Origin of the sequence: Paraburkholderia sp. RL17-347-BIC-D (assembly GCF_046027915.1) — a bacterium.
In the GTDB taxonomy this organism is placed as follows: Bacteria; Pseudomonadota; Gammaproteobacteria; order Burkholderiales; family Burkholderiaceae; genus Paraburkholderia.
In genome coordinates this window covers 227,303-247,340 of sequence record NZ_JARESS010000004.1, presented here as the reverse complement: position 1 = coordinate 247,340, position 20,038 = coordinate 227,303, and the positions used below count along the sequence as shown (strand labels likewise).

Annotated in this window: 16 protein-coding genes; 6 read left to right on the top strand and 10 right to left on the bottom strand. The window is 63.1% G+C overall.

Translation table 11 applies throughout. The annotated features are described in order from the left end of the window. Positions 1 to 6: 6 nt before the first annotated feature. The 4 genes from P0D96_RS08470 to P0D96_RS08455 form a co-directional block, all read right to left on the bottom strand. Positions 7 to 1,413, bottom strand: a complete 1,407-nt coding sequence (locus P0D96_RS08470; protein ID WP_408178290.1) for an MFS transporter — start codon at positions 1,411 to 1,413, stop codon at positions 7 to 9. Positions 1,414 to 1,581: 168 nt separating this feature from the next. Continuing rightward, on the bottom strand, positions 1,582 to 2,082 hold the full coding sequence (locus P0D96_RS08465; RefSeq protein ID WP_132376103.1) for a MaoC family dehydratase: 501 nt from the start codon (positions 2,080 to 2,082) through the stop codon (positions 1,582 to 1,584). 354 nt (positions 2,083 to 2,436) lie between these two features. Then, positions 2,437 to 2,976, bottom strand: a complete 540-nt coding sequence (locus P0D96_RS08460) for a single-stranded DNA-binding protein (RefSeq protein ID WP_012431674.1) — start codon at positions 2,974 to 2,976, stop codon at positions 2,437 to 2,439. A 136-nt stretch (positions 2,977 to 3,112) separates the two neighbouring features. After that, positions 3,113 to 4,300, bottom strand: a complete 1,188-nt coding sequence (locus P0D96_RS08455; RefSeq protein WP_408178288.1) for an MFS transporter — start codon at positions 4,298 to 4,300, stop codon at positions 3,113 to 3,115. Positions 4,301 to 4,645: 345 nt separating this feature from the next. On the opposite strand from P0D96_RS08455, the gene uvrA reads away from it, so the two are divergent. Next, positions 4,646 to 7,519 (top strand): excinuclease ABC subunit UvrA, encoded by a 2,874-nt coding sequence (gene uvrA, locus P0D96_RS08450; protein ID WP_408312925.1) that lies wholly within the window; start codon positions 4,646 to 4,648, stop codon positions 7,517 to 7,519. A 34-nt stretch (positions 7,520 to 7,553) separates the two neighbouring features. Further along, a complete protein-coding gene (locus P0D96_RS08445) occupies positions 7,554 to 8,639 on the top strand; it encodes an AI-2E family transporter (protein WP_408178286.1) in 1,086 nt (361 codons plus the stop codon). A 75-nt stretch (positions 8,640 to 8,714) separates the two neighbouring features. On the opposite strand, the gene P0D96_RS08440 is transcribed toward P0D96_RS08445, so the two are convergent. After that, positions 8,715 to 10,883, bottom strand: coding sequence for a TonB-dependent siderophore receptor (locus P0D96_RS08440; RefSeq protein WP_408312922.1), 2,169 nt, complete (start codon positions 10,881 to 10,883; stop codon positions 8,715 to 8,717). 328 nt (positions 10,884 to 11,211) lie between these two features. Here P0D96_RS08440 and P0D96_RS08435 point away from each other — a divergent pair, with 328 nt between their 5' ends. Next, a complete protein-coding gene (locus tag P0D96_RS08435) occupies positions 11,212 to 12,438 on the top strand; it encodes a PepSY-associated TM helix domain-containing protein (protein ID WP_408312919.1) in 1,227 nt (408 codons plus the stop codon). Between the two features lie 72 nt (positions 12,439 to 12,510). On the opposite strand, the gene purU is transcribed toward P0D96_RS08435, so the two are convergent. The 5 genes from purU to P0D96_RS08410 all read right to left on the bottom strand — a co-directional run bounded on the left by purU (position 12,511) and on the right by P0D96_RS08410 (position 17,723). Then, complete coding sequence (gene purU, locus P0D96_RS08430) at positions 12,511 to 13,380, bottom strand: formyltetrahydrofolate deformylase (protein ID WP_408312916.1); 870 nt, start codon at positions 13,378 to 13,380, stop codon at positions 12,511 to 12,513. Positions 13,381 to 13,480: 100 nt separating this feature from the next. After that, positions 13,481 to 14,329 (bottom strand): NUDIX hydrolase, encoded by an 849-nt coding sequence (locus tag P0D96_RS08425; RefSeq protein ID WP_408312910.1) that lies wholly within the window; start codon positions 14,327 to 14,329, stop codon positions 13,481 to 13,483. A 69-nt stretch (positions 14,330 to 14,398) separates the two neighbouring features. Continuing rightward, positions 14,399 to 15,013, bottom strand: a complete 615-nt coding sequence (locus tag P0D96_RS08420) for a LysE family translocator (protein ID WP_408312908.1) — start codon at positions 15,011 to 15,013, stop codon at positions 14,399 to 14,401. Between the two features lie 55 nt (positions 15,014 to 15,068). Continuing rightward, positions 15,069 to 15,635, bottom strand: a complete 567-nt coding sequence (locus P0D96_RS08415; RefSeq protein ID WP_408312905.1) for an adenine phosphoribosyltransferase — start codon at positions 15,633 to 15,635, stop codon at positions 15,069 to 15,071. Between the two features lie 84 nt (positions 15,636 to 15,719). Continuing rightward, the gene (locus P0D96_RS08410) at positions 15,720 to 17,723 is read right to left on the bottom strand and encodes a monovalent cation:proton antiporter family protein (RefSeq protein WP_132376112.1); all 2,004 of its coding nucleotides are present in this window, start codon (positions 17,721 to 17,723) and stop codon (positions 15,720 to 15,722) included. A 161-nt stretch (positions 17,724 to 17,884) separates the two neighbouring features. Between P0D96_RS08410 and kdsD the strand changes: the two genes are divergently transcribed. The 3 genes from kdsD to lptC are packed head-to-tail and all read left to right on the top strand — an operon-like array spanning position 17,885 to position 20,033. Further along, complete coding sequence (gene kdsD, locus P0D96_RS08405) at positions 17,885 to 18,868, top strand: arabinose 5-phosphate isomerase KdsD (protein WP_132376113.1); 984 nt, start codon at positions 17,885 to 17,887, stop codon at positions 18,866 to 18,868. After that, positions 18,868 to 19,428: a KdsC family phosphatase gene (locus P0D96_RS08400; protein WP_408312902.1), complete on the top strand. Its 561-nt coding sequence runs from the start codon at positions 18,868 to 18,870 to the stop codon at positions 19,426 to 19,428. Before kdsD ends, P0D96_RS08400 begins: the two co-directional genes overlap by 1 nt. Continuing rightward, positions 19,425 to 20,033 (top strand): LPS export ABC transporter periplasmic protein LptC, encoded by a 609-nt coding sequence (gene lptC, locus P0D96_RS08395; protein WP_012431662.1) that lies wholly within the window; start codon positions 19,425 to 19,427, stop codon positions 20,031 to 20,033. The genes P0D96_RS08400 and lptC overlap by 4 nt, the downstream gene beginning before the upstream one ends. The last annotated feature ends 5 nt before the right edge of the window (positions 20,034 to 20,038 follow it).

The window sequence follows — 20,038 nt, the reverse complement described above, 5'->3', positions numbered from 1 at the left end:
GGGTTTTTAACCTTGCTGGGTAGCGGGTAGCGAATCAGAGTTGGTGTCGAGGCTCGGCGAGATCCGCTCGAGCGCATGCTGATTGGTTTCCACACGCAGCAGCAGAATGCCGAACACCAGCAATGCGAGGACGCCGCTCACCATGGCCAGCACGCCGGACACGCCGAACGAGTTGTAGAGCAGCACCGCGAGATACGGCGTGGTCATCGAGGCAGCACGGCCACATACACCTGCCGTGCCGGTGCCGCGCAGACGTAGTTCAGTCGGAAAGAGTTCGGGGATGTAGGCAAACAGACCGAGCGTGGTGACCGTGTAAATGCACGTGATCAACACGAAGCCGACGCTGCTGATCGCCCAGCCCGCATGCATGTTCGGATAGATGAAGCCGACCACGATCGTGGCGATCGCGAAAATCACGAGACCACGCGCCCGGCCGATGCGGTCCGCGCAGAAGAAGCCGACCAGTGCGCCGCCCGGCGCGCCGAACGCCATCAGCGTCGTGAAGCCGAGCGATTGCACGATGGTGAGACCTTCCTTGACGAAGAAGGTCGGCAGCCACGCAACAAAGCCGTACACCGAAATATTCACGGCGACCGCCGTGAGAATGGCGACCAGCGTGCGGCCGAGCATGGCCTGTGAAAACAGGGCGGAGAACGGCGCTTTCGGCACTTCGAGACTTTCGGTGCGTTCGACCGGCGGCAACGGACCTTTCTGACGCTGGACCTCGTGCTCGATGGCGGCGACAGTGGCCTCGGCTTCTTCGCTGCGTCCGACCGATTCGAGCCAGCGTGGCGACTCCGGCATCCGGTGCCGCAGCACCCACACGATGATCGCGCCGACGCCGGCAATCGCGAACATATAGCGCCAGCCCAGATGCGGAATCACGACGTAGCCCACCGCCGTCGAGACCAGCAAACCGGAATTGATGATGAGCGCGAGCAGAGCGGTCCAGCGTCCGCGCGATGCGGGCGGGATGAACTCGCACAGGGTGCCCGCCGCGACCACCAGTTCGGCGCCGAGGCCGACGCCCATGATCAGCCGCAGCACGATCAGCCACATCATGTTCGGCACGAAGCACGCGGCAATCGACGCGAGGCCGAAGATCAGCAGGTTGGTCTGGTACGACGAGCGGCGGCCGAAGCGGTCGCCGAGATAGCCGGCAAACCCCGCGCCGATCAGCATGCCGAGAAACGTCACCGAGATGAATAGCGCGTTCAGCTTCAGATCCGAGAAGCCCGCTTTCACCATCGCGCCGAGCGCGCCGGCGGCGAGATAGATGTCGAAGGCGTCGAGAAAGGCGCCCGCGCTGATGAGCCCGAGAACCTTCCAGTGAAAGGACGCGATGGGCAGGCGATCGAGTCGCGCGCCCGAGTTGACGATACCGATAGCCACCTTTGTCTCCTTGGTGTGCATGCGGCCGCGCTAACGCTCGCCGCATCGTGACGCCTGTTCGGGCGTCGCCGGAATCCGCGCGCTGGCTGCTCTTGCCGGCAGGTGGGCGCTGTTTTGCTGCTTGTCGTTCTCAGACTGTGCGGGCGTTCGCCCCGGACATGCGGCGGTTTGCGCCGGACAACGCGTCAATCAATCGCCGACGCCGTGCCCGCGTGCCGGCACCAGCGCGCTGCGCACGAAATCCATGATCGGCGTGCCGTCCTGCTTGAACGCGCGGGTTTGCACGGTGACGATGCCCTGCCCCGGACGCGACTTCGACTCACGCTTTTCCAGCACTTCGGATTCCGCATAGATCGTATCGCCGCAAAACACCGGGCCGGTCAGACGAATCTCTTTCCAGCCGAGATTGGCGATGGCCTTGCCGCTGACGTCGTTCACCGAAAGACCCAGCACCACGGCCACCGTCAGACCGCTATTGACGAGCAGGCGGCCGAACTCGCTTTTGGCCGCGTAGGCGGCGTCGCAGTGCATCGGATGGAAATTCATCGTCAGCAGCGAGAAGTGGATGTTGTCGGCTTCGGTAATAGTGCGCCCTGGCCGGTGTTCGTAGATATCGCCCACCTGAAAATCTTCGAGGTAGCGGCCGTAGCTGGCGCGAATGCGCGTTTTGACTGCGACGTCGGACTCCATGCCTGTCTCCTGTCGACCAGAGTTGGCGCTTTCGCGCCTTACTCTGGTCCCATGCAACTTGGTTGCGGTTTCCGAGTGACTTATCGGTCTTTGTTACTTTGTCCGTACAAAGTGTGATTCGAGTATTGTCGGCGGACGGGTGAATGTCAAGGCGACATTCCTGGAAAGGCCGATGATTGGCGGCAAATGCGCCGCTGAGGCACGCCAGGACTCATGACCAGGTTTATCCCTGGCCCGTGGTCATGGGTGGGGCGCGACGTGTTGTCGGCTGAACTGTCTTATGGATGCGCCAATAAAAAACCCCGCTGGTTGAGCGGGGTTTTTTTGCATCGATTCGGTGCGAGTGCGGATGATTTAGAACGGAATATCGTCATCCATCTCATCGAACCCGCCGCCGGCCGGCGCGCTCGGACGGCTTGCACCACCACCGCCACCACCGCTGCCACCACGCGCACCACCGCCCGACACCGCGCGGCCGCCACCACCGCCACCGCCGCTGCGCTCCGACGGTTCGCCACGGCTGTAGCCGCCTTCGTCGCCACCGCCACCCATCGAACCGCCACGGCCACCCAGCATCTGCATCTGCTCGGCGACGATTTCCGTCGAGTAACGGTCGGTGCCGTCTTGCGCCTGCCACTTACGGGTGCGGATGCGCCCTTCCAGGTAGACCGACGAGCCCTTCTTCAGATATTCGGACACGATTTCCGCGAGGCGGCCGAAGAACGACACGCGGTGCCATTCGGTCGCTTCCTTCATTTCGCCGGACGCCTTGTCCTTGTACCGATCCGTCGTTGCAAGGCGGATGTTCGCCACTGCGTCGCCGCTCGGAAGATAACGGACTTCCGGATCGGCTCCGAGATTGCCGACGAGAATGACCTTGTTCACGGATGCCATGAGTTTCTCCTGTTGATTCCGTTACGGGCGGCGCGGCAATACACGTTTTCGCGTTTCAGGGCCGGCAGGCCCGAGACCGGAACTGCGCCTCTGCCCGCCGCCGGGTGAGTTCTGGGTGTGTTCGGGATGCGCCGTATTACGCTTTGCGCGGCGGCTGTTTCATCTGTGCGGCGATTATAAGCCAGCACAAGACGAGCCCCGAACACGTAAAAAAGACAGCGCTCTGACCATCCACTTTCAGCAGCCAACCGCCGACCACTCCGCCCAGCGCAAGACCGATCGATTGCGTGGTGTTGTACACGCCGGCGGCCGCGCCCTTGCGGGTGCCGGGCGCCAGTTTCGACACCAGCGAAGGCTGCGAGGCCTCAAGAATATTGAAGCCCAAAAAATACACAAAAAGAATCGCCGCCACACTCAGAATCGTATGCGGAGCGACGCCCAATAACAACTGTCCGATCAGGATAAGAGCAATCGCGGACAGCAGCACGATCTTCATTTTGCCGCGCTTTTCGGCGGCGATGATCGCGGGCACCATCATCACGAACGAAAGGCCCATGACCGGCAAATACACTTTCCAGTGCGACGCGACCGGCAGGCCGCCGGCTTCGAGAATGCGCGGCACGACGAGAAACAGCGCGGTTTGCGTGGCATGCAGCACCAGCACGCCGAAGTTAAGACGCAGCAGCTCGACGTTGTGCAGCACTTCGGCGAACGGCGCGCGTACGTGCACCGGCTTCGGCGCATCGGGCACGATCCACAGCACCACGCCGATCGCCAGAATCGAGAAGATGCCGACGAGCGTAAACAACCCGCTCATGCCGACCCACTGGAACACGATAGGCGCACCGACAATCGCCACCGCGAACGACACGCCGATGCTGCCGCCCACCATCGCCATCGCCTTGGTGCGATGTTCCTCGGCAGTCAGGTCGGCGATAAACGCGATCACCGCCGACGACACCGCGCCCATGCCCTGAATCACCCGCCCGACGATGATCCACGTCATGTCGTGCGCGCCCGCCGCCACGAAGCTGCCGAGCGCGAAAATCAGCAGACCGGTCGCAATGACCGGTTTGCGTCCGACCTTGTCGGAGACCCAGCCATAAAAGATGTACAGCATGGATTGCGTCACGCCGTACGCTCCGAGCGCGATCCCCACCAGCAGCACGTTATCGCCGCCGGGGATGGTCTTCGCGTAGATCGAGAACACCGGCATGATCATGAAGAGACCGAGCATGCGCAGCGCGAAGATCGCGGCAAGCGACACGGTCGCGCGCAGTTCAGGCGCGCTCATGCGTGAGGAGGTGGCAGACGGATTGGACATCGGGAGCGTTCGTTGATTGAGCTGGGCGGCACACCGCGGGCGGACACAGCAGCGGAGCGGCCACGACCGCGCGGCTTACCGCAAGACGGCGGGCTCGCAGCGGCGCGGCGTTCGAGCCGACGGCCTTACTGCATGCCCGCTGGCGCCTCGCGGTGCCTTGCGGTTGCCTTGTACTCGCGGAAAACGGCCCCAGTTAGACCTCTTCCCCGCAGCGCTGGACCGCTGCCTTACAGCTCGCCTCAACGCCTCTTCAGGCTGTCAGGAAGCCGTAACGGCGGTCTTGAAAAGTCGTTATAGTAGCAGGTTTAGCCTCTTCCTCTTTCCGCCAGTTCATGGAATAAATCCGTGGAACAAATCCGTATTCGTGGGGCTCGCACCCACAACCTGAAGAACGTCAATCTCGACCTACCCCGTCACAAGCTCGTCGTCATCACGGGCCTTTCAGGCTCGGGCAAATCGTCGCTGGCGTTCGACACGCTCTATGCGGAAGGACAACGGCGCTACGTCGAAAGTCTCTCCGCCTACGCGCGCCAGTTCCTGCAATTGATGGAAAAGCCGGACGTCGATCTGATTGAAGGGCTGTCGCCGGCAATCTCGATCGAACAGAAAGCGACCTCGCACAATCCGCGCTCCACGGTTGGCACCGTCACCGAGATTCACGACTACCTGCGACTATTGTTCGCACGGGTCGGCACGCCTTACTGTCCGGACCACGAAATTCCGCTGGAAGCGCAAAGCGTCTCGCAGATGGTCGACGCGGCGCTCGCGCTGCCGGAAGAAACCAAGCTGATGATCCTCGCGCCCGTCGTGGCGAACCGCAAAGGCGAACACGTCGAACTGTTCGAGGAAATGCAGGCGCAAGGCTTTATCCGTTTCCGCGTGCGCTCGGGCGGCGGCACCGCCAATGAAGGCGTGGCGAAAATTTATGAAGTCGACTCGCTGCCGAAACTGAAGAAGAACGACAAGCACACCATCGACGTGGTCGTGGACCGCCTGAAAATGCGCCCCGACATGAAGCAGCGTCTCGCCGAATCGTTCGAAACGGCACTGCGTCTCGCCGACGGCCGCGCGATCGCGCTCGAAATGGACACGGACAAGGAGCATCTGTTCAGCTCGAAGTTCGCCTGCCCGATCTGCTCGTACTCGCTGCAGGAACTGGAGCCGCGTCTTTTCTCGTTCAACAATCCGATGGGCGCATGCCCGGAATGCGATGGCCTCGGCCAGATCACTTTCTTCGATCCGAAGCGGGTGGTCGCGCATCCTTCGCTGTCGCTCGCGGCGGGCGCGGTGAAGGGCTGGGACCGGCGCAACCAGTTCTACTTCCAGATGCTGCAGAGTCTCGCGGCGTTCTATGAGTTCGACATCGACACTGCCGTCGAAGACTTGCCGGAGAAGGTCCGCAAGATCCTGCTGTTCGGTTCGGGCAAACAGGAGATCCCGTTCTCGTACATCAACGAACGTGGCCGCACTTCGGTGCGCGAGCATGTATTCGAAGGGATCATTCCCAATCTGGAGCGGCGTTACCGCGAGACCGATTCGGTCGCGGTGCGCGAAGAGCTGGCCAAGTATCAGAACAACCAGCCCTGCCCGGCCTGCGCCGGCACGCGGCTGCGCCGCGAAGCGCGCTTCGTGCGCATCGGCGCGGACGGCGACGCACGCGGCATCTTCGAAATCAGCGGCTGGCCGCTGCGCGACGCGCTCGGCTATTTCCAGACCCTGCGTCTGGAAGGCTCGAAGCGCGAGATCGCCGACAAGGTGGTCAAGGAAATCGTCGCGCGGCTGATGTTCCTGAATAACGTCGGGCTGGATTACCTGTCGCTCGAACGCAGCGCGGAGACGCTGTCAGGCGGTGAGGCGCAGCGGATTCGCCTCGCGTCGCAGATCGGCTCGGGCCTGACCGGCGTGATGTACGTGCTGGACGAGCCGTCCATCGGCCTGCATCAGCGCGACAACGACCGGCTGATCGCCACGCTCAAGCATCTGCGCGACCTCGGCAACTCGGTGATCGTCGTCGAACACGACGAAGACATGATCCGCATGGCCGACTACGTGGTCGACATGGGCCCGGGCGCGGGCGAACACGGCGGCATGGTGATCGCCGAGGGCACGCCCAAGCAGGTGCAGGCGAACGCGGCGTCGATGACCGGGCAGTATATGTCCGGCGCGCGCAACATCGAGTTCCCGGACGAGCGCAAGGAGCCCGACGAAAAGCGCCTGCGTATCGTCGAGGCGTACGGCAACAATCTGCAGCACGTGTCGCTGGACTTGCCGGTCGGCTTGCTCACCTGCGTGACCGGCGTGTCCGGCTCGGGCAAGTCCACGCTCATCAACGACACGCTGTACCACGCGGTCGCGCATCACCTGTATGGCTCGGCTACGGAGCCGGCGCCGTACGAATCGATCGAGGGCCTCGAGCACTTCGACAAGGTCATCAACGTCGACCAGTCGCCGATCGGCCGCACGCCGCGCTCGAACCCGGCCACCTACACGGGCCTCTTCACGCCGATCCGCGAACTGTTCGCGGGCGTGCCCGCGGCCAAAGAGCGCGGCTACGAAGCCGGCCGCTTCTCGTTCAACGTGAAGGGCGGACGCTGCGAATCCTGCCAGGGCGACGGCGTGCTGAAGGTCGAGATGCACTTCTTGCCGGACGTGTACGTGCCGTGTGACGTCTGTCACGGCAAGCGCTACAACCGCGAAACGCTCGACGTGCAGTACAAAGGCAAGAACATCAGCGAAGTGCTCGACATGACGGTGGAGAACGCCTACGAGTTCTTCAAACCGGTGCCGGTCGTCGCGCGCAAGCTGAAAACCTTGCTGGACGTGGGTCTAGGCTATATCCGCCTGGGTCAGTCGGCCACCACGCTGTCGGGCGGCGAGGCACAGCGCGTCAAACTATCTTTGGAACTGAGCAAGCGTGACACGGGTCGCACGCTATACATACTTGACGAGCCGACCACCGGCCTACATTTTCATGACATCGCTTTGTTGCTCGAAGTGATTCATCGATTACGCGACCAGGGTAATACCGTCGTGATCATCGAGCATAATCTCGATGTAATTAAGACTGCGGACTGGGTCATCGACCTGGGTCCTGAGGGCGGGGCCGGCGGCGGGCAGATCATTGCCCAGGGCACGCCGGAGCAGGTGGCGAAGTCAAAGGCAAGTTTTACCGGTAAGTACCTGGCGCCTCTGCTGAAACGCGCGGCCAGTAAAAAGTAACGCTGCACAACTCAGGTTGGAGACGGAATAAGCCATGGCCAAGCGGAATCAGGCGCGCGACGACGGGCAAGTGCAGGACCTACGCCCACGCCCGGTCAGGCTGACGAGCGACATGAGCCTGCCGAAGCTGTCGGCGGTCGAAATCGGCAGTTATATCGTGATGCTGTTCGGCATGTGGGCGGTCATCGAACTTCGTCTGCTCGGCGCGTTGCTCGCCGGGCTGCTGGTGTTCCAACTGGTCCACACGATCGCGCCGCGCATCGAGCGCCACATGTCGAGCAAGCGGGCGCGCTGGCTCGCGGTGGTGATCCTGGCTACGGTGATCGTGGGCGCGCTGACGGGGCTCACGCTCGGTATCATCGAGCATTTCGAGAACGACGTGCCGAGCGTGCAGAAGCTGCTCGACCAGGCCATGCAGCTGATCGACCAGGCGCGCGGCCGGATTCCGCAATTTGTCGCCAACTATCTGCCGGTCGACACCGAACAGATGAAGACCAAGGCGGCGGAACTGATGCAGACGCACGCCAACATGCTGCAGCAAAGCGGCAAGACCGCGGCGCGCGCGTTCACGCATATCCTGATCGGCATGATCATCGGCGCGATCATCGCGGTCGGCGCGCAAAAGCATATGCAGCGGTTGCCGCTGTCCACGGCGTTCGTCACACGCGTGACACGTTTCGCCGATGCGTTTCGCCGCATCGTGTTCGCCCAGGTGAAAATTTCCGCGATCAACGCGGTCTTCACCGGTATCTTCCTGCTGGTGGTCCTGCCGATCTTCCACGACACACTGCCGTTGTCGAAGACGCTGGTGCTGGTCACGTTTATCGTCGGCTTGCTGCCGGTGATCGGCAATCTGATCTCGAACACGATCATCGTCGCGGTGGCGCTCTCGGTGAGCTTTCCGGCGGCGGTCATGTCGCTCGTGTTCCTGATCCTGATTCACAAGCTCGAGTACTTCCTGAACGCGCGCATCGTCGGCGGACAGATCGAGGCGCGCGCGTGGGAATTGCTGATCGCCATGCTCATCATGGAAGCCGCGTTCGGTCTTCCCGGCGTGATCGCGGCGCCGATTTTTTATGCGTACATCAAGCGCGAACTGATTTACTTGCGGTTGGTTTGAGGCTGCGGCGAGCGGTCTGGAACGCGGGTCGGCGGGTAAGAAAAAGCGGCACTTTCGGTGCCGCTTTTTTCATGCTCAGAAGTCGATGCGCGCATTCAGTGACAACGTGCGCGGGTCGCCCGGCGTCACATAGTCCGCGTATTGGTACTCCCAGTAGCGGCGATTGAGCAGGTTGTCGATCGCCGCGCGGAACGTCACATCGTAGCCGCCTATGCGCGTCGCATAGCTCGCGCCGAGATTGACCAGCATGTAGCCCGGCGTATCCAGATTGCCGGACGGGCGCACGTTGGTGTTGCCCGTGAACTTCGCGTCGGCGCCGATGCGCAGCCCCGGCACATACGGCACCGAGTACGTCGCATGGCCCGCTACGACGAACTGCGGCGCGCCGGCCACGCGATTGCCGTTATTGGCCGAGCCCTTCTCGTACTTCGTGTTGATCCACATGAGATCGCCACCGACGTTCCAACTTGCGCCCAGACGAACATCGCCGCCGAACTCCACGCCCTGGAAGATCGACTCGCCGTCCTGCGTGTAGACGTTAGCGCTATTCGCGTAGGCCGAGCCGCGCTCGATCCGGAACAGCGCGGCCGTCGCGCTCCAGCGCTCATGCTCGCTCTTGATCCCGACTTCGTACTGCTTGCTGCGCAACGGGTTGAGGAGTTCGCCGCGGTTCGCGTAGGTGTCGCCCACCACGGTGCCTGCTTCCAGCGACTCAACGTAGCTCGTGTAGAGCGTCGTGGTCGGCGCGAGCTTGAACATCAGCGCCACCGTCGGCGTCACGACGCCGTTCTGGCTATAGGTCGAGGTGGTCGCGCCGGTGGTCGAGTAGCCGTGCTGCTCGTAATTCGTGTAGCGCACGCCGCCGAGTACCGACCAGCGCTGCGTCAACTGGATCGTATCGTTCGCGAACAACGCTTTTTGCGTGATGTCGCTGTCGCGGTAGGTCGAGTAGTTCGACGCGCTGTAGAACGTATTGGTGTTCGGCTGGTAGAGGTTGCCGGTGCCGATCTGGCCGAAGAAGCTGTTCGCGCCGTAGTCGTTCGTTTGACGCTGATACGCCGCGCCGATCACGAGATGGTGCTGCAACGGCCCCGTCTTCACGCTGCCTTCCGCCGACACCTGCCACAAGCTCAACTGATGCCCTTCCTTGCCGGCGAAGCGGCTGTCGGTGTAATCGCCGGCGCTGTTCTGCAGATAGTAGGTGCTTTCGTTGCGATCGCGCGAGCTTTTGCTGTAGCTGTAGGTCGCGTTCAGCGTCCAGTCCGGGCTCAGGTTGTACTGCACGCCCGCGGTATAGAGTTGGACGTTCGTGTTCAGATGCTGGTCGGGACCGGAAAGGTTGCTGGTGCCGCCGCTCATCGTATGCGGCAAGACGGTGCCCGGATATTCCGCCGTCGAGATCGCGCCGGTGATACCGCTCGAATGGCGCTCCTGATACAACGCGCCGAACGTGGCCTTGAGGTCGCGCGTGATGCGCGCATCGAGTGCGACCGACACCGAGTCGCGCCGCACGTTGCCGTCGTTATAAGTCTTGCCTTCCTCGTGCGTGGCGTTCAGGCGATAGCCGAACATACCGTTCGGACCGACCCGGCCGCCGAGATCCGCATGCTCGGTCCATACGCCGTCGGTGTAATAGCCGATGTCGACGCTGCGCACGGGCGTCGTCGAGACCGGCGGCTTTTTCGTCACGTAGTTGACCACGCCGCCCGGCGCGCCGAAGCCGTACATGAAACCGGTCAGCCCCTTGAGCACCTCCACTTTCTCGAGTTGCTCGTACGGCATCGTGACGCCGTAGCTGTTAAACGGCATGCCGTCGATCTTGAAGCCCGACTGCCAGTCGAGCTGCATGCCGCGCACCGTCAGATACGTGGCCCATGCGTTGTAGGCGTTGCCGTTGTCGGAGACGGAGGCGTCGGTGGCGAATACATCGCCGAGCTTGGTTGGCTGGCGATCCTGCAGCTCTTCACTCGTGACCACGGTGGTCGAGAACGGCGTGTCGAGTTGCGATCGTGTGCCGAGCGCGCCGCTGCTCACGTCTTCCTTCAGATGCTGCCCGGTGTCTTGCGCCGCCGTGACCTTGACGGCCGGCAGCGCTTTTTCGCTGTTATCCGTTGACGCTGCCGTGGCCGACGCCTGCTGTGCCCATGCCGCGTGGCTCGTTGCCAGCGCCAGACACACTGCCAAATGCAGCGGCCGCATCGTCAGTTTTTTCTTCGGCTCTTCTACCCCGTTTCTTACGCTCATCGCCTGATTCCGCAGTTTTTGTTTTTCCCCACCAAATGAGAATGATTCCCATTCGACAAGGTCGCGATGATGCCGAAGATTTATGCTAATTGTAAGCTTCGATATGCGACATTTTGTCGCACAGGCTGCAGCCATGTTGGCTGAAACCCTTGCTGGATGGTGCTCTCAGGGCCACGCGCAAGCAGGCGGCTGTTGTCGAGCCACGCCACATTTACGACAAACTTGCAGCGCGTGGCATGATTCCTTAAGATGCGAACAATTCCCATTTGCACCAAGCCTCTGTCGTGACACCCCTTTCGAAGTCCTGCTCCGTCGCGACGGCTCGCCCATGAGGCGCCAGTTCGTCCGTCTGCATCGCTGGTTCGGTGTCGCCACGGCGCTGTTTCTGTTCGTCGCCGGTCTGACTGGCGCGATCATCGCGTGGGACCATGAGCTCGATGCGGCGCTGAATCCATCTTTCTTCAAAGCCCGCACCGCCGGCCCGGCACTGTCGGGCCTCGAGTTGGCGCGCCGCGTGGAAGCCGCCGATCCGCGTCTCCAGGTGACGTATCTGCCGCTGGCGGCCGAGCCTAACCATACGCTGCAAATGATGGTGCTGCCGCGGACCAACCCGGCCACGCAGAAGCCCTACCCGCTCGATTTCAATCAGATCGCCGTCGATCCCGCCACCGGCGAGATCCAGGGACGCCGCGAATGGGGCGTCGTCTCGCTCGCGCGGCTCAATCTGATCCCGTTCATCTACAAGCTCCACTACACGCTGCAACTGCCGTTTACGGGCGGCGTCGATATCGGCACGTGGTTGATGGGGATCGTCGGCATCATCTGGCTGTTCGACAGCGTGATCGCGCTGTGGCTCTCGTTTCCGAGCGTCAAGGCGTGGCGCAAGTCGTTCGCGTTCCGCCTCGGGCGCGGCGGCTATGCGCTCACTTTCGATTTGCACCGCTCGGGCGGCGTGTGGATCTGGGGCTTGCTGATGATCGTCGCGCTGACGTCGGTGTCGATGAATCTGTCGGCGCCAGTGGTGCGCCCAATCGTGTCGCTGTTCTCGAAGCTCACGCCGGATCCGATCAACAACCCTGAAATCCTGCGCGCCGCGCAACCCGGCGACAAAGTATTGAGCCGCGAGCGCATCGTGCAACTGGCCGAGCAGGCCGGCAAGGCGCAAAACCTCAGCGTCGCGCCAGGCGGCATCTACTACGCGGAATTCCTGCATGCGTACGGCGTCGGTTTCTACGCGACCGGCAATGATCACGGCGATCTCGGCCTCGGCAATCCGTGGATGTATTGGGACGCGGCCACCGGCAAGCAACTCGGCGCGCAGATTCCCGGCAAGGGCACGGCGGGCGACATCTTCGTGCAGGTGCAATTCCCTCTGCACTCGGGACGCATCCTAGGTCTCGGCGGACGGATTCTGATCAGCGCAGTCGGCGTCGCGGTCGCCGTGCTGAGCGCCACGGGGCTGCTGATCTGGCTGAAGAAGCTGAACGCGCGCCGCCGTTCGGCGCAAAACGCCAACGTGGCGCGCGACGCGGGCCAGTCCGCAGCGCGCTCATAGACTCAAAAAAAAGGCGGCGCCGGGATCGTCCGGCCACCGCCCTCTAGTGCGCAAGCCTGCAAGCAACGGCTCTTAGCGAAACACCACCGTCTTGCTGCCGTTCAACACGACGCGATGCTCCACGTGCCACTTCACCGCACGCGCCAACGTCACGCACTCGACATCGCGGCCGATCGCCGTGAGCTGCTCCGGCGTCATGCTGTGGTCCACGCGCTCCACTTCCTGTTCGATGATCGGACCTTCGTCGAGATCCGTCGTCACGTAATGGGCGGTCGCGCCGATCAGCTTCACGCCGCGGTCGAACGCCTGGTAATACGGCTTCGCGCCCTTGAAGCTCGGCAGGAACGAGTGGTGAATGTTGATCGCGCGGCCAGCCAGCGCTTCGCACAGCTTCGGCGACAGAATCTGCATGTAGCGCGCGAGCACCACCAGGTCGGCCTGATGTTCGTCGATCACTTCGAGCACGCGCGCTTCCTGCGCGGCTTTCGCGTCGGGCGTGGCGCCCAGCAGCGGGAAATGATGGAACGGAATGTCGTAGCTGGCGGCGAGTTGGTAGAACTCCTTGTGGTTCGAGATGATCGCCGGAATCTCGATACCCAGCTGGCCGGTGCGGTAGCGGAACAGCAGATCGTTCAGGCAATGGCCGATCTTCGACACCATGATCACCACGCGCGGTTTCACCGACGCATCGTGCAACTCCCAGCGCATGCCGAACTGCTCGGCGAGCGCCGAGAACGCCGTGCGCAGCGCCTCCAGACCCGGATCGCCGCCGACCTGCTGGAAATGCACGCGCATGAAGAACTCGCCGGTGCGGCTGTCGCCGAACTGCGCGGAGTCGAGAATGTTGCTGCCACGCTCGAATAGAAACCCCGACACGGCGTGAACGATGCCGGGCCGGTCGGCGCACGACAGTTTGAGGATAAAGCTGTGATCGGTCGACATGACCTGGGTGACTCCCTTCTTCAATGCGTGGTTTGTTCGGTGTGTCTGGTTCGGTGAAGCGTGTTTCGGCATGGTCGTTGCGCGCGCACCGATGCGGCGCTCAGGCGAATACCGGCGGCACGAACAAGTCCTCGATGCCGGCGCACGCGTCTTCATCGATCCAGCGGCGGCGCAGCAGGCAATCCAGCGTGGCCAGGCTCGCGTCGACGGTCATCGCGCCCTCCTCGATCCAGCGCGCCGCTTCGTCGACGCGCGCGAGCCGGTGTTCACCCACTTCGCCGTCCTGATTGCGCGGCGCGAAATCGGCCGGCAGCGCAAGGTCGTAGATGAAAATCTGTTCGGCCTGCGTGCCTTCCGGCAACGATTGCAGCACATGCGCGGTGCGGCCCGCCACAGAGCGCGCGGCGATCTCCTCGGGAATGCCGGCTTCTTCCCAGCATTCCTTGATGATCGTTGCCTCGACGCCGAGGCCCCAGCCGATGCCGCCCGCCACGACATTGTCGAGCATGCCCGGGTCGGTCGCCTTGGTGTCGCTGCGGCGCGCGATCCACAATTGCGGGGCGCTATCCTCGTATTCTACGACGCCGTTCAGATGCACCGCGTAGGTCATCGTGCCGAAGAAGCGCGACGCCGCACGTTCGATATACGCAAGCGGCGGCGCGTCGAACGCATTACGGATCGCGTAGGTCTCGTTGCGCCAGCCCGGAATGCGGCCATCGGCGGCAAGTGCGCCGATCACGGAACCGAGCGCCGCGCTGCGTAAATCCACGGTATTGAACGCGGGCGCGAGCGTCACACGGGCGCGGTCGATCGCGAACACATCGGGCCAGCGCGCGAGCAGCGGCACATCGCTCGTCCGGATCCAGCCGACCTGTTCGGCGTCGATCCAGAACGGCACATGCGCCTGCACATCGAAGCGGCGCGCGGCGGTGATGCAAGGCAAAGTCATTTAAAGCTCCAAGCTAACTGTCTGCGGTCGCTGCCGATGAGCGCCGAGCGTCTTATCGACCCAGTCCAATCAATCACGCAACGCGACGCGAATCCCGATTGCGATGAACGTGGCACCGGCCAGGCGATCAAGCCACACGCCCACGCGCGGCCGGCGTTTCAACCAACCGCCGATCATCCCCGCGCACACGCCGAACAGCGAAAACACCACCACCGTCTGCAGCATGAACAGCACGCCGAGTTCGAGCATTTGCAGCGTGACGTTTTGCGTGCCGTGCGGCTGCACGAACTGCGGCAGGAATACGACGAAGAACAACGTCACCTTCGGGTTCAGCAGATTGCCGAGCACGCTCTGACGAAACACCGCCATCAACGGCTGCGGCGCGCGTTCGTGCGCGGTCGCGAGACCCTGGCTGCGCAGTGCCTTGATGCCGATCCAGATCAGATACGCGGCGCCGGCAAGTTTGATGACTTCAAAGGCAACCGGCGAGGAGCGCAGCAACGCGGCCACGCCGAGCGCGGCCAACGTCGTGTGAAACGTGATGCCGGTTGCAAAACCGAGCGCGGCGACGAGCCCCGCCGCGCGGCCCTGCGAGATACCGCGCGCGAGCACTTGCAGATTGTCCGGGCCGGGCGCCATGGTGATAGCAATCGAGGTGGCGAGAAACAGCAGGAAGTTGGGCATCGTTCTTACCTTCTTGTGACCGGAAAGTAGTTCATAGCGGCTTGGCTGCGACTGATCAGTGACCGTCGAATCCCGTCACCGTATAGAGTGCGAGGCCGCCCTCGCGCAGCAGCTTCGAGCCGCCGAGTTCGGGCAGATCGATGATCGCCGCGCCTTCCACCACGACCGCGCCGAGGCGCTCGAGCAGAATCTTGCCCGCCATCATCGTGCCACCAGTCGCAATCAGATCGTCGATGATCACGACGCGGTCGCCCGGCCTGCAGGCGTCCTCATGAATTTCGACGGTCGCGGTGCCGTATTCGAGCTCGTACGATTGCGAGACCCGCTTGTAGGGCAGCTTGCCCGCCTTGCGGATCGGAATGAAGCCGAGGTTCAGTTCATACGCGAGAATCGGCCCGATGATGAAACCGCGCGCGTCCAGCCCGGCAATGTAGTCGAGCTTGGCGTCGATATACCGTTGCACGAACAGATCGATCAGGACGCGCAGCGACTTCGGCTCCTGCAGGAGCGGCGTGATATCGCGAAACTGCACGCCCGGCTGCGGCCAGTCGGGTACCGTGCGAATGTGGTTTTTGATGTAATCGGCCGCATCGAGCGGCGCGCTCGCAAGCGCGTTGGACATGATGTCTCCGGATGGACCTCGACAGGTCCGATGAAAAACTCAACTAGCGGCGGCCCGGCAGGCGAACCTTGCCAGGAGCAGGCGTCAGGCCGCGGCGGCGCCCGCGCGCCGATGCTTCGAGAGCCGTTCCTCGGCCTCCGCCAACTGTTCGGGCAGACCGCGCAGCACTACGATGTCGCTCGCGCGCAGCTTGGTGGACGGGTCCGGCTCCACGCCGCGAATGCCGTGCCGGCGAATCGCCGTCACTTCGACACCCAGATCGAACAGACCGAGTTCCGCGAGGGTACGGCCCACCGCGTCCGCACTTTCGTCGACCGGCACCGATTGTAGCCGCACCTGTTCGTGGCCGTCGTCGTCGTCCACGTCGTCGGCGCCGTGGAAATAGCCGCGTAGAAGGGCGTAGCGTTCATCGCGCATTTCCTCGACCCGGCGCACCACGCGCCGCATCGGCACGCCCATCACCACGAGCGTGTGCGAGGCGAGCATCAGACTGCCTTCGACGATTTCCGGAATCACCTCGGTCGCGCCCGCGGCCAGCAGCTTTTCCAGATCGGCGTCGTCGACGGTACGAACGATCACCGGCAGCGTCGGTTCCAGTTCGTGAATGTTGTGCAGCACGCGCAATGCCGACGGCGTATTCGCATACGTGATCGCAATCGTGGCCGCGCGATGGATACCGGCGGCAAGCAGCGACTCGCGCCGCCCTGCATCGCCGAACACGACCGATTCGCCCGCCGCCGCAGCTGCCGCGACACGATCGGGATCCAGGTCGAGCGCGACATACGACAAGCCCTCGTGCTCCAGCATGCGCGCCAGGTTCTGTCCTGCACGACCGTAACCGCAAATGATCACGTGGCCGCTTTGCTTGAGACTCTGCGTGGCGATACGCGTCATCTGCAACGACTGCATCATCCATTCAGTCGAGGACAGCCGCAGCACGATCCGGTCCGCGTTCTGGATCATGAACGGCGCGGCCAGCATCGACAGCAGCATGGCCGCGAGAATCGCCTGCAGCATGGTGGCGTCGACGAGATGCTTGTCGAGAATCAGATTCAGCAGCACGAAGCCAAACTCGCCCGCTTGCGCGAGGCCGATACCGGTGCGCATCGCGACGCCCGGCGACGCACCGAACAGCCGCGAAAGGCCCGTCACCATGACCGCCTTCAGCAGAATCGGCCCGATCAGAAAGCCGAGCACGATCAGCGGATGCTCCCAGATCACCCGCGGATTGAGCAGCATGCCGGTGGTGATGAAGAAGAGCCCGAGCAGCACGTCGCGAAACGGCTTGATGTCCTCTTCCACCTGATGCCGATAAGGCGTCTCGGCGATCAACATGCCGGCGATGAACGCGCCGAGCGCGAGCGACAAGCCGAACTTGTCCGTGATGAACGCGCAACCCAGCGTCACCAGCAACAGATTGAGAATGAACAGTTCCTGCGAACGGCGGCGCGCCACCACGTTGAACCAGCGCGTCATGAAGCGCTGGCCCACGATCAAGAGCAGCGACAGAGCCACGACGATCTTGATGGCCGCCACGCCGAGCGCGCTGACGAGATCTTCGGAGTTGCCGCCCAGCGCAGCGATGACGATGAGCAGCGGCACCACCGCCAGATCCTGAAACAGCAGCACGCCGAAGATATTGCGGCCATGCTCGGTCTCGATCTCGAGCCGCTCCGCCAGCATCTTGCTGACGATCGCCGTCGACGACATGGCAAGCGCGCCGCCCAGCGCCACGCTCGCTTGCCACCTGATGTGCACCCAGCGCTCCAGCACGAAGCCGAGCGTGACCGCCACCGCGATGGTGCCGATCACCTGCAACAGGCCGAGGCCGAACACGAGCCGGCGCATGGAGCGCAGCTTGGCGAGCGAAAACTCCAGCCCGATCGAAAACATCAGGAACACTACGCCGAACTCGGCGAGGTTCTGCGCGCCCGCCGAGTCGGGAATCAGACCGAACGCATGCGGACCGACGACGATGCCCACCGTCAGATAGCCGAGCATCGGCGGAAGATTCAGAAAGCGAAAGACCACCACGCCCGCTACCGATGCCAGCAGCAGGAACAGCGTCATTTCGAGGGGGGAAATCATCGGCAAAAACGCATCGGCAAAGCGTCCTCGTTCGTCAGCGGAACCGCGCACGCGAAACGCCGTGCGACAAGGTTGAGGGGCCGGTAAAGGCAGCGATAGAGGCAGCGGCTTGGCACAGCAGGCCCGGCGCGGCGAACAAGCGCCTTTGCTATACTTCGCGAATGATAGCGAAAATCAATGGCGACCGGGCACTCGCGCTCGCTCGCGACGTGCTCGACATCGAAGCGGACGCCGTGCGCGCGCTTCGCGATCAACTCGACGATGGTTTCGTCGGGGCGGTCGACTTCATCCTGGGTTGCCGTGGGCGCGTGGTCGTTTCCGGCATCGGCAAATCCGGCCATGTGGCCCGCAAGCTCGCGGCCACGCTCGCCAGCACCGGCACGCCGGCGTTCTTCGTGCATCCCGCGGAAGCCAGTCATGGCGACCTCGGCATGGTCACCGCCGACGACGTGTTCCTCGCGCTGTCCAATTCCGGTGAAACCGAAGAACTCGTGGCGATCCTGCCGCTCATCAAGCGGCTCGGCGCGAAGCTGATCGCTATGACGGGCCGTCCGTCTTCGAGTCTCGCACAACTGGCCGACGTGCACCTGAATTCCGGTGTGTCGAAAGAAGCCTGCCCGATGAATCTTGCGCCGACCGCCAGCACGACCGCCGCGCTCGCGCTCGGCGACGCGCTCGCGGTCGCGGTGCTCGACGCGCGTGGCTTCGGCCGCGACGATTTCGCGCGCTCGCATCCGGGCGGCGCGCTCGGCCGGCGCCTGCTCACTTATGTACGCGACGTGATGCGCACCGGCGACCAGGTGCCGAAGGTCACGCCCGACGCCACCGTGCGCGACGCGCTGTTCCAGTTGACCGCCAAGCGCATGGGCATGACCGCAATCGTCGATCACGACGACCGCGTAACCGGCATCTTCACCGACGGCGACCTGCGCCGCGTGCTCGAACGCGACGGCGATTTTCGCGAACTGTCGATCGCCTCGGTCATGACCGCCGGCCCGCGCACCATCGGTCCGGATCAACTCGCGGTCGAAGCCGTGGAACTGATGGAGCGCTACCGCATCAATCAGATGCTGGTCGTCGACGAAGCAGGCAAGCTGATCGGCGCACTCAACATGCACGACCTGTTCTCGAAGAAGGTGATCTGATGGCCATCGCTCCTCCCACCGCGACCGAACGCGCAAGCCGCGTCAAGCTGATGATTTTCGACATCGACGGCGTGTTGACCGACGGCGGTCTGCTGTTCACGGCGGAAGGCGACACGATGAAGGGCTTCAATTCGATGGACGGCCACGGCATGAAGCTGCTGCGCCAGGCCGGCATCGAAACGGCGATCATCACCGGGCGCAAGTCCGGCATCGTGGCGGCGCGGGCGAAGGAAATGAACATCACGCACGTCTATCAGGGCGTGCAGGACAAACCTCAGGCGTTCGCGGACCTGTTGCAGCAAACCGGCATGACGGCCGAAGAGTGCGGCTACATGGGCGACGACTGGGTCGATCTCGGCGTGATGCTGAAGGTCGGCTTCGCGGCGGCGCCGGCCAATTCACATCCTGAGGTGATCGCGCGGGCCCACTGGGTCAGCGAGGCGCGCGGCGGCCACGGCGCGGCGCGCGAAGTCTGCGACACCCTGCTGCGCGCGCAGCACAAGTACGAGGCGCTGCTCGCGGCCGCCTGTAGCGGCGAACAGCGGGGCCTCGTCGGATGAATCAGTTTCGCCTGACGTCACTGATTCCGTTGGTCGCCATGGCGGCGCTCGCCGGTATCACGTGGTGGCTGCTGCAAGCCACCCTGCCCCGGCAGAATGAAGGCGTCGTGCGTCCCAAGGAGCACACGCCGGACTACTTCGCCGACAACTTCTCGGTTTCCGAACTCGATCAGTCGGGCTCCACGCAATACCGGCTGACCGCCCAGTCGCTGATCCATTACGAAGACGACGAGCTGAGCGACCTGGTCAAACCGGCCATGCGCGCGTTCCAGCCCGGCAAGCCTATCGTCACCGCAACCGGCGACACCGGCAAGGTGAACGGCGACGCGTCGATCGTCGATCTGTACGACAACGCGCGCATCGTGCGGGCGCCCGGCTACGGAGATCCGCAGATGCAAGCGGATTCGCAGCATTTTAGGGTGCTGGTCAACGACGATGTGATCGAGACAGAAAAGCCGGTTAAACTTCAGCGCGGCATGTCGGTGATGACTGCCAGCGGCATGAACTACAACAACGTCACCCGGGTGATGCAGCTGTTCGGTAACGTGAAAGGCAACATCGCCCCGTCCGAAGCAGGCGGCAGTTCGCCCAAGCAACCCGGGTAATCCAT

Coding starts and splice junctions, on each gene's coding strand:
- P0D96_RS08455 (WP_408178288.1), bottom strand. CDS start 4,300: ATGTCCAATCCGTCTGCCACCTCCTCACGCATGAGCGCGCCTGAACTG.
- purU (WP_408312916.1), bottom strand. CDS start 13,380: ATGTCGACCGATCACAGCTTTATCCTCAAACTGTCGTGCGCCGACCGG.
- P0D96_RS08420 (WP_408312908.1), bottom strand. CDS start 15,013: ATGCCCAACTTCCTGCTGTTTCTCGCCACCTCGATTGCTATCACCATG.
- P0D96_RS08470 (WP_408178290.1), bottom strand. CDS start 1,413: ATGCACACCAAGGAGACAAAGGTGGCTATCGGTATCGTCAACTCGGGC.
- P0D96_RS08440 (WP_408312922.1), bottom strand. CDS start 10,883: ATGAGCGTAAGAAACGGGGTAGAAGAGCCGAAGAAAAAACTGACGATG.
- P0D96_RS08410 (WP_132376112.1), bottom strand. CDS start 17,723: ATGATTTCCCCCCTCGAAATGACGCTGTTCCTGCTGCTGGCATCGGTA.
- P0D96_RS08425 (WP_408312910.1), bottom strand. CDS start 14,329: ATGACTTTGCCTTGCATCACCGCCGCGCGCCGCTTCGATGTGCAGGCG.
- lptC (WP_012431662.1), top strand. CDS start 19,425: ATGAATCAGTTTCGCCTGACGTCACTGATTCCGTTGGTCGCCATGGCG.
- P0D96_RS08465 (WP_132376103.1), bottom strand. CDS start 2,082: ATGGAGTCCGACGTCGCAGTCAAAACGCGCATTCGCGCCAGCTACGGC.
- P0D96_RS08400 (WP_408312902.1), top strand. CDS start 18,868: ATGGCCATCGCTCCTCCCACCGCGACCGAACGCGCAAGCCGCGTCAAG.
- P0D96_RS08460 (WP_012431674.1), bottom strand. CDS start 2,976: ATGGCATCCGTGAACAAGGTCATTCTCGTCGGCAATCTCGGAGCCGAT.
- kdsD (WP_132376113.1), top strand. CDS start 17,885: ATGATAGCGAAAATCAATGGCGACCGGGCACTCGCGCTCGCTCGCGAC.
- P0D96_RS08415 (WP_408312905.1), bottom strand. CDS start 15,635: ATGTCCAACGCGCTTGCGAGCGCGCCGCTCGATGCGGCCGATTACATC.
- P0D96_RS08435 (WP_408312919.1), top strand. CDS start 11,212: ATGAGGCGCCAGTTCGTCCGTCTGCATCGCTGGTTCGGTGTCGCCACG.
- P0D96_RS08445 (WP_408178286.1), top strand. CDS start 7,554: ATGGCCAAGCGGAATCAGGCGCGCGACGACGGGCAAGTGCAGGACCTA.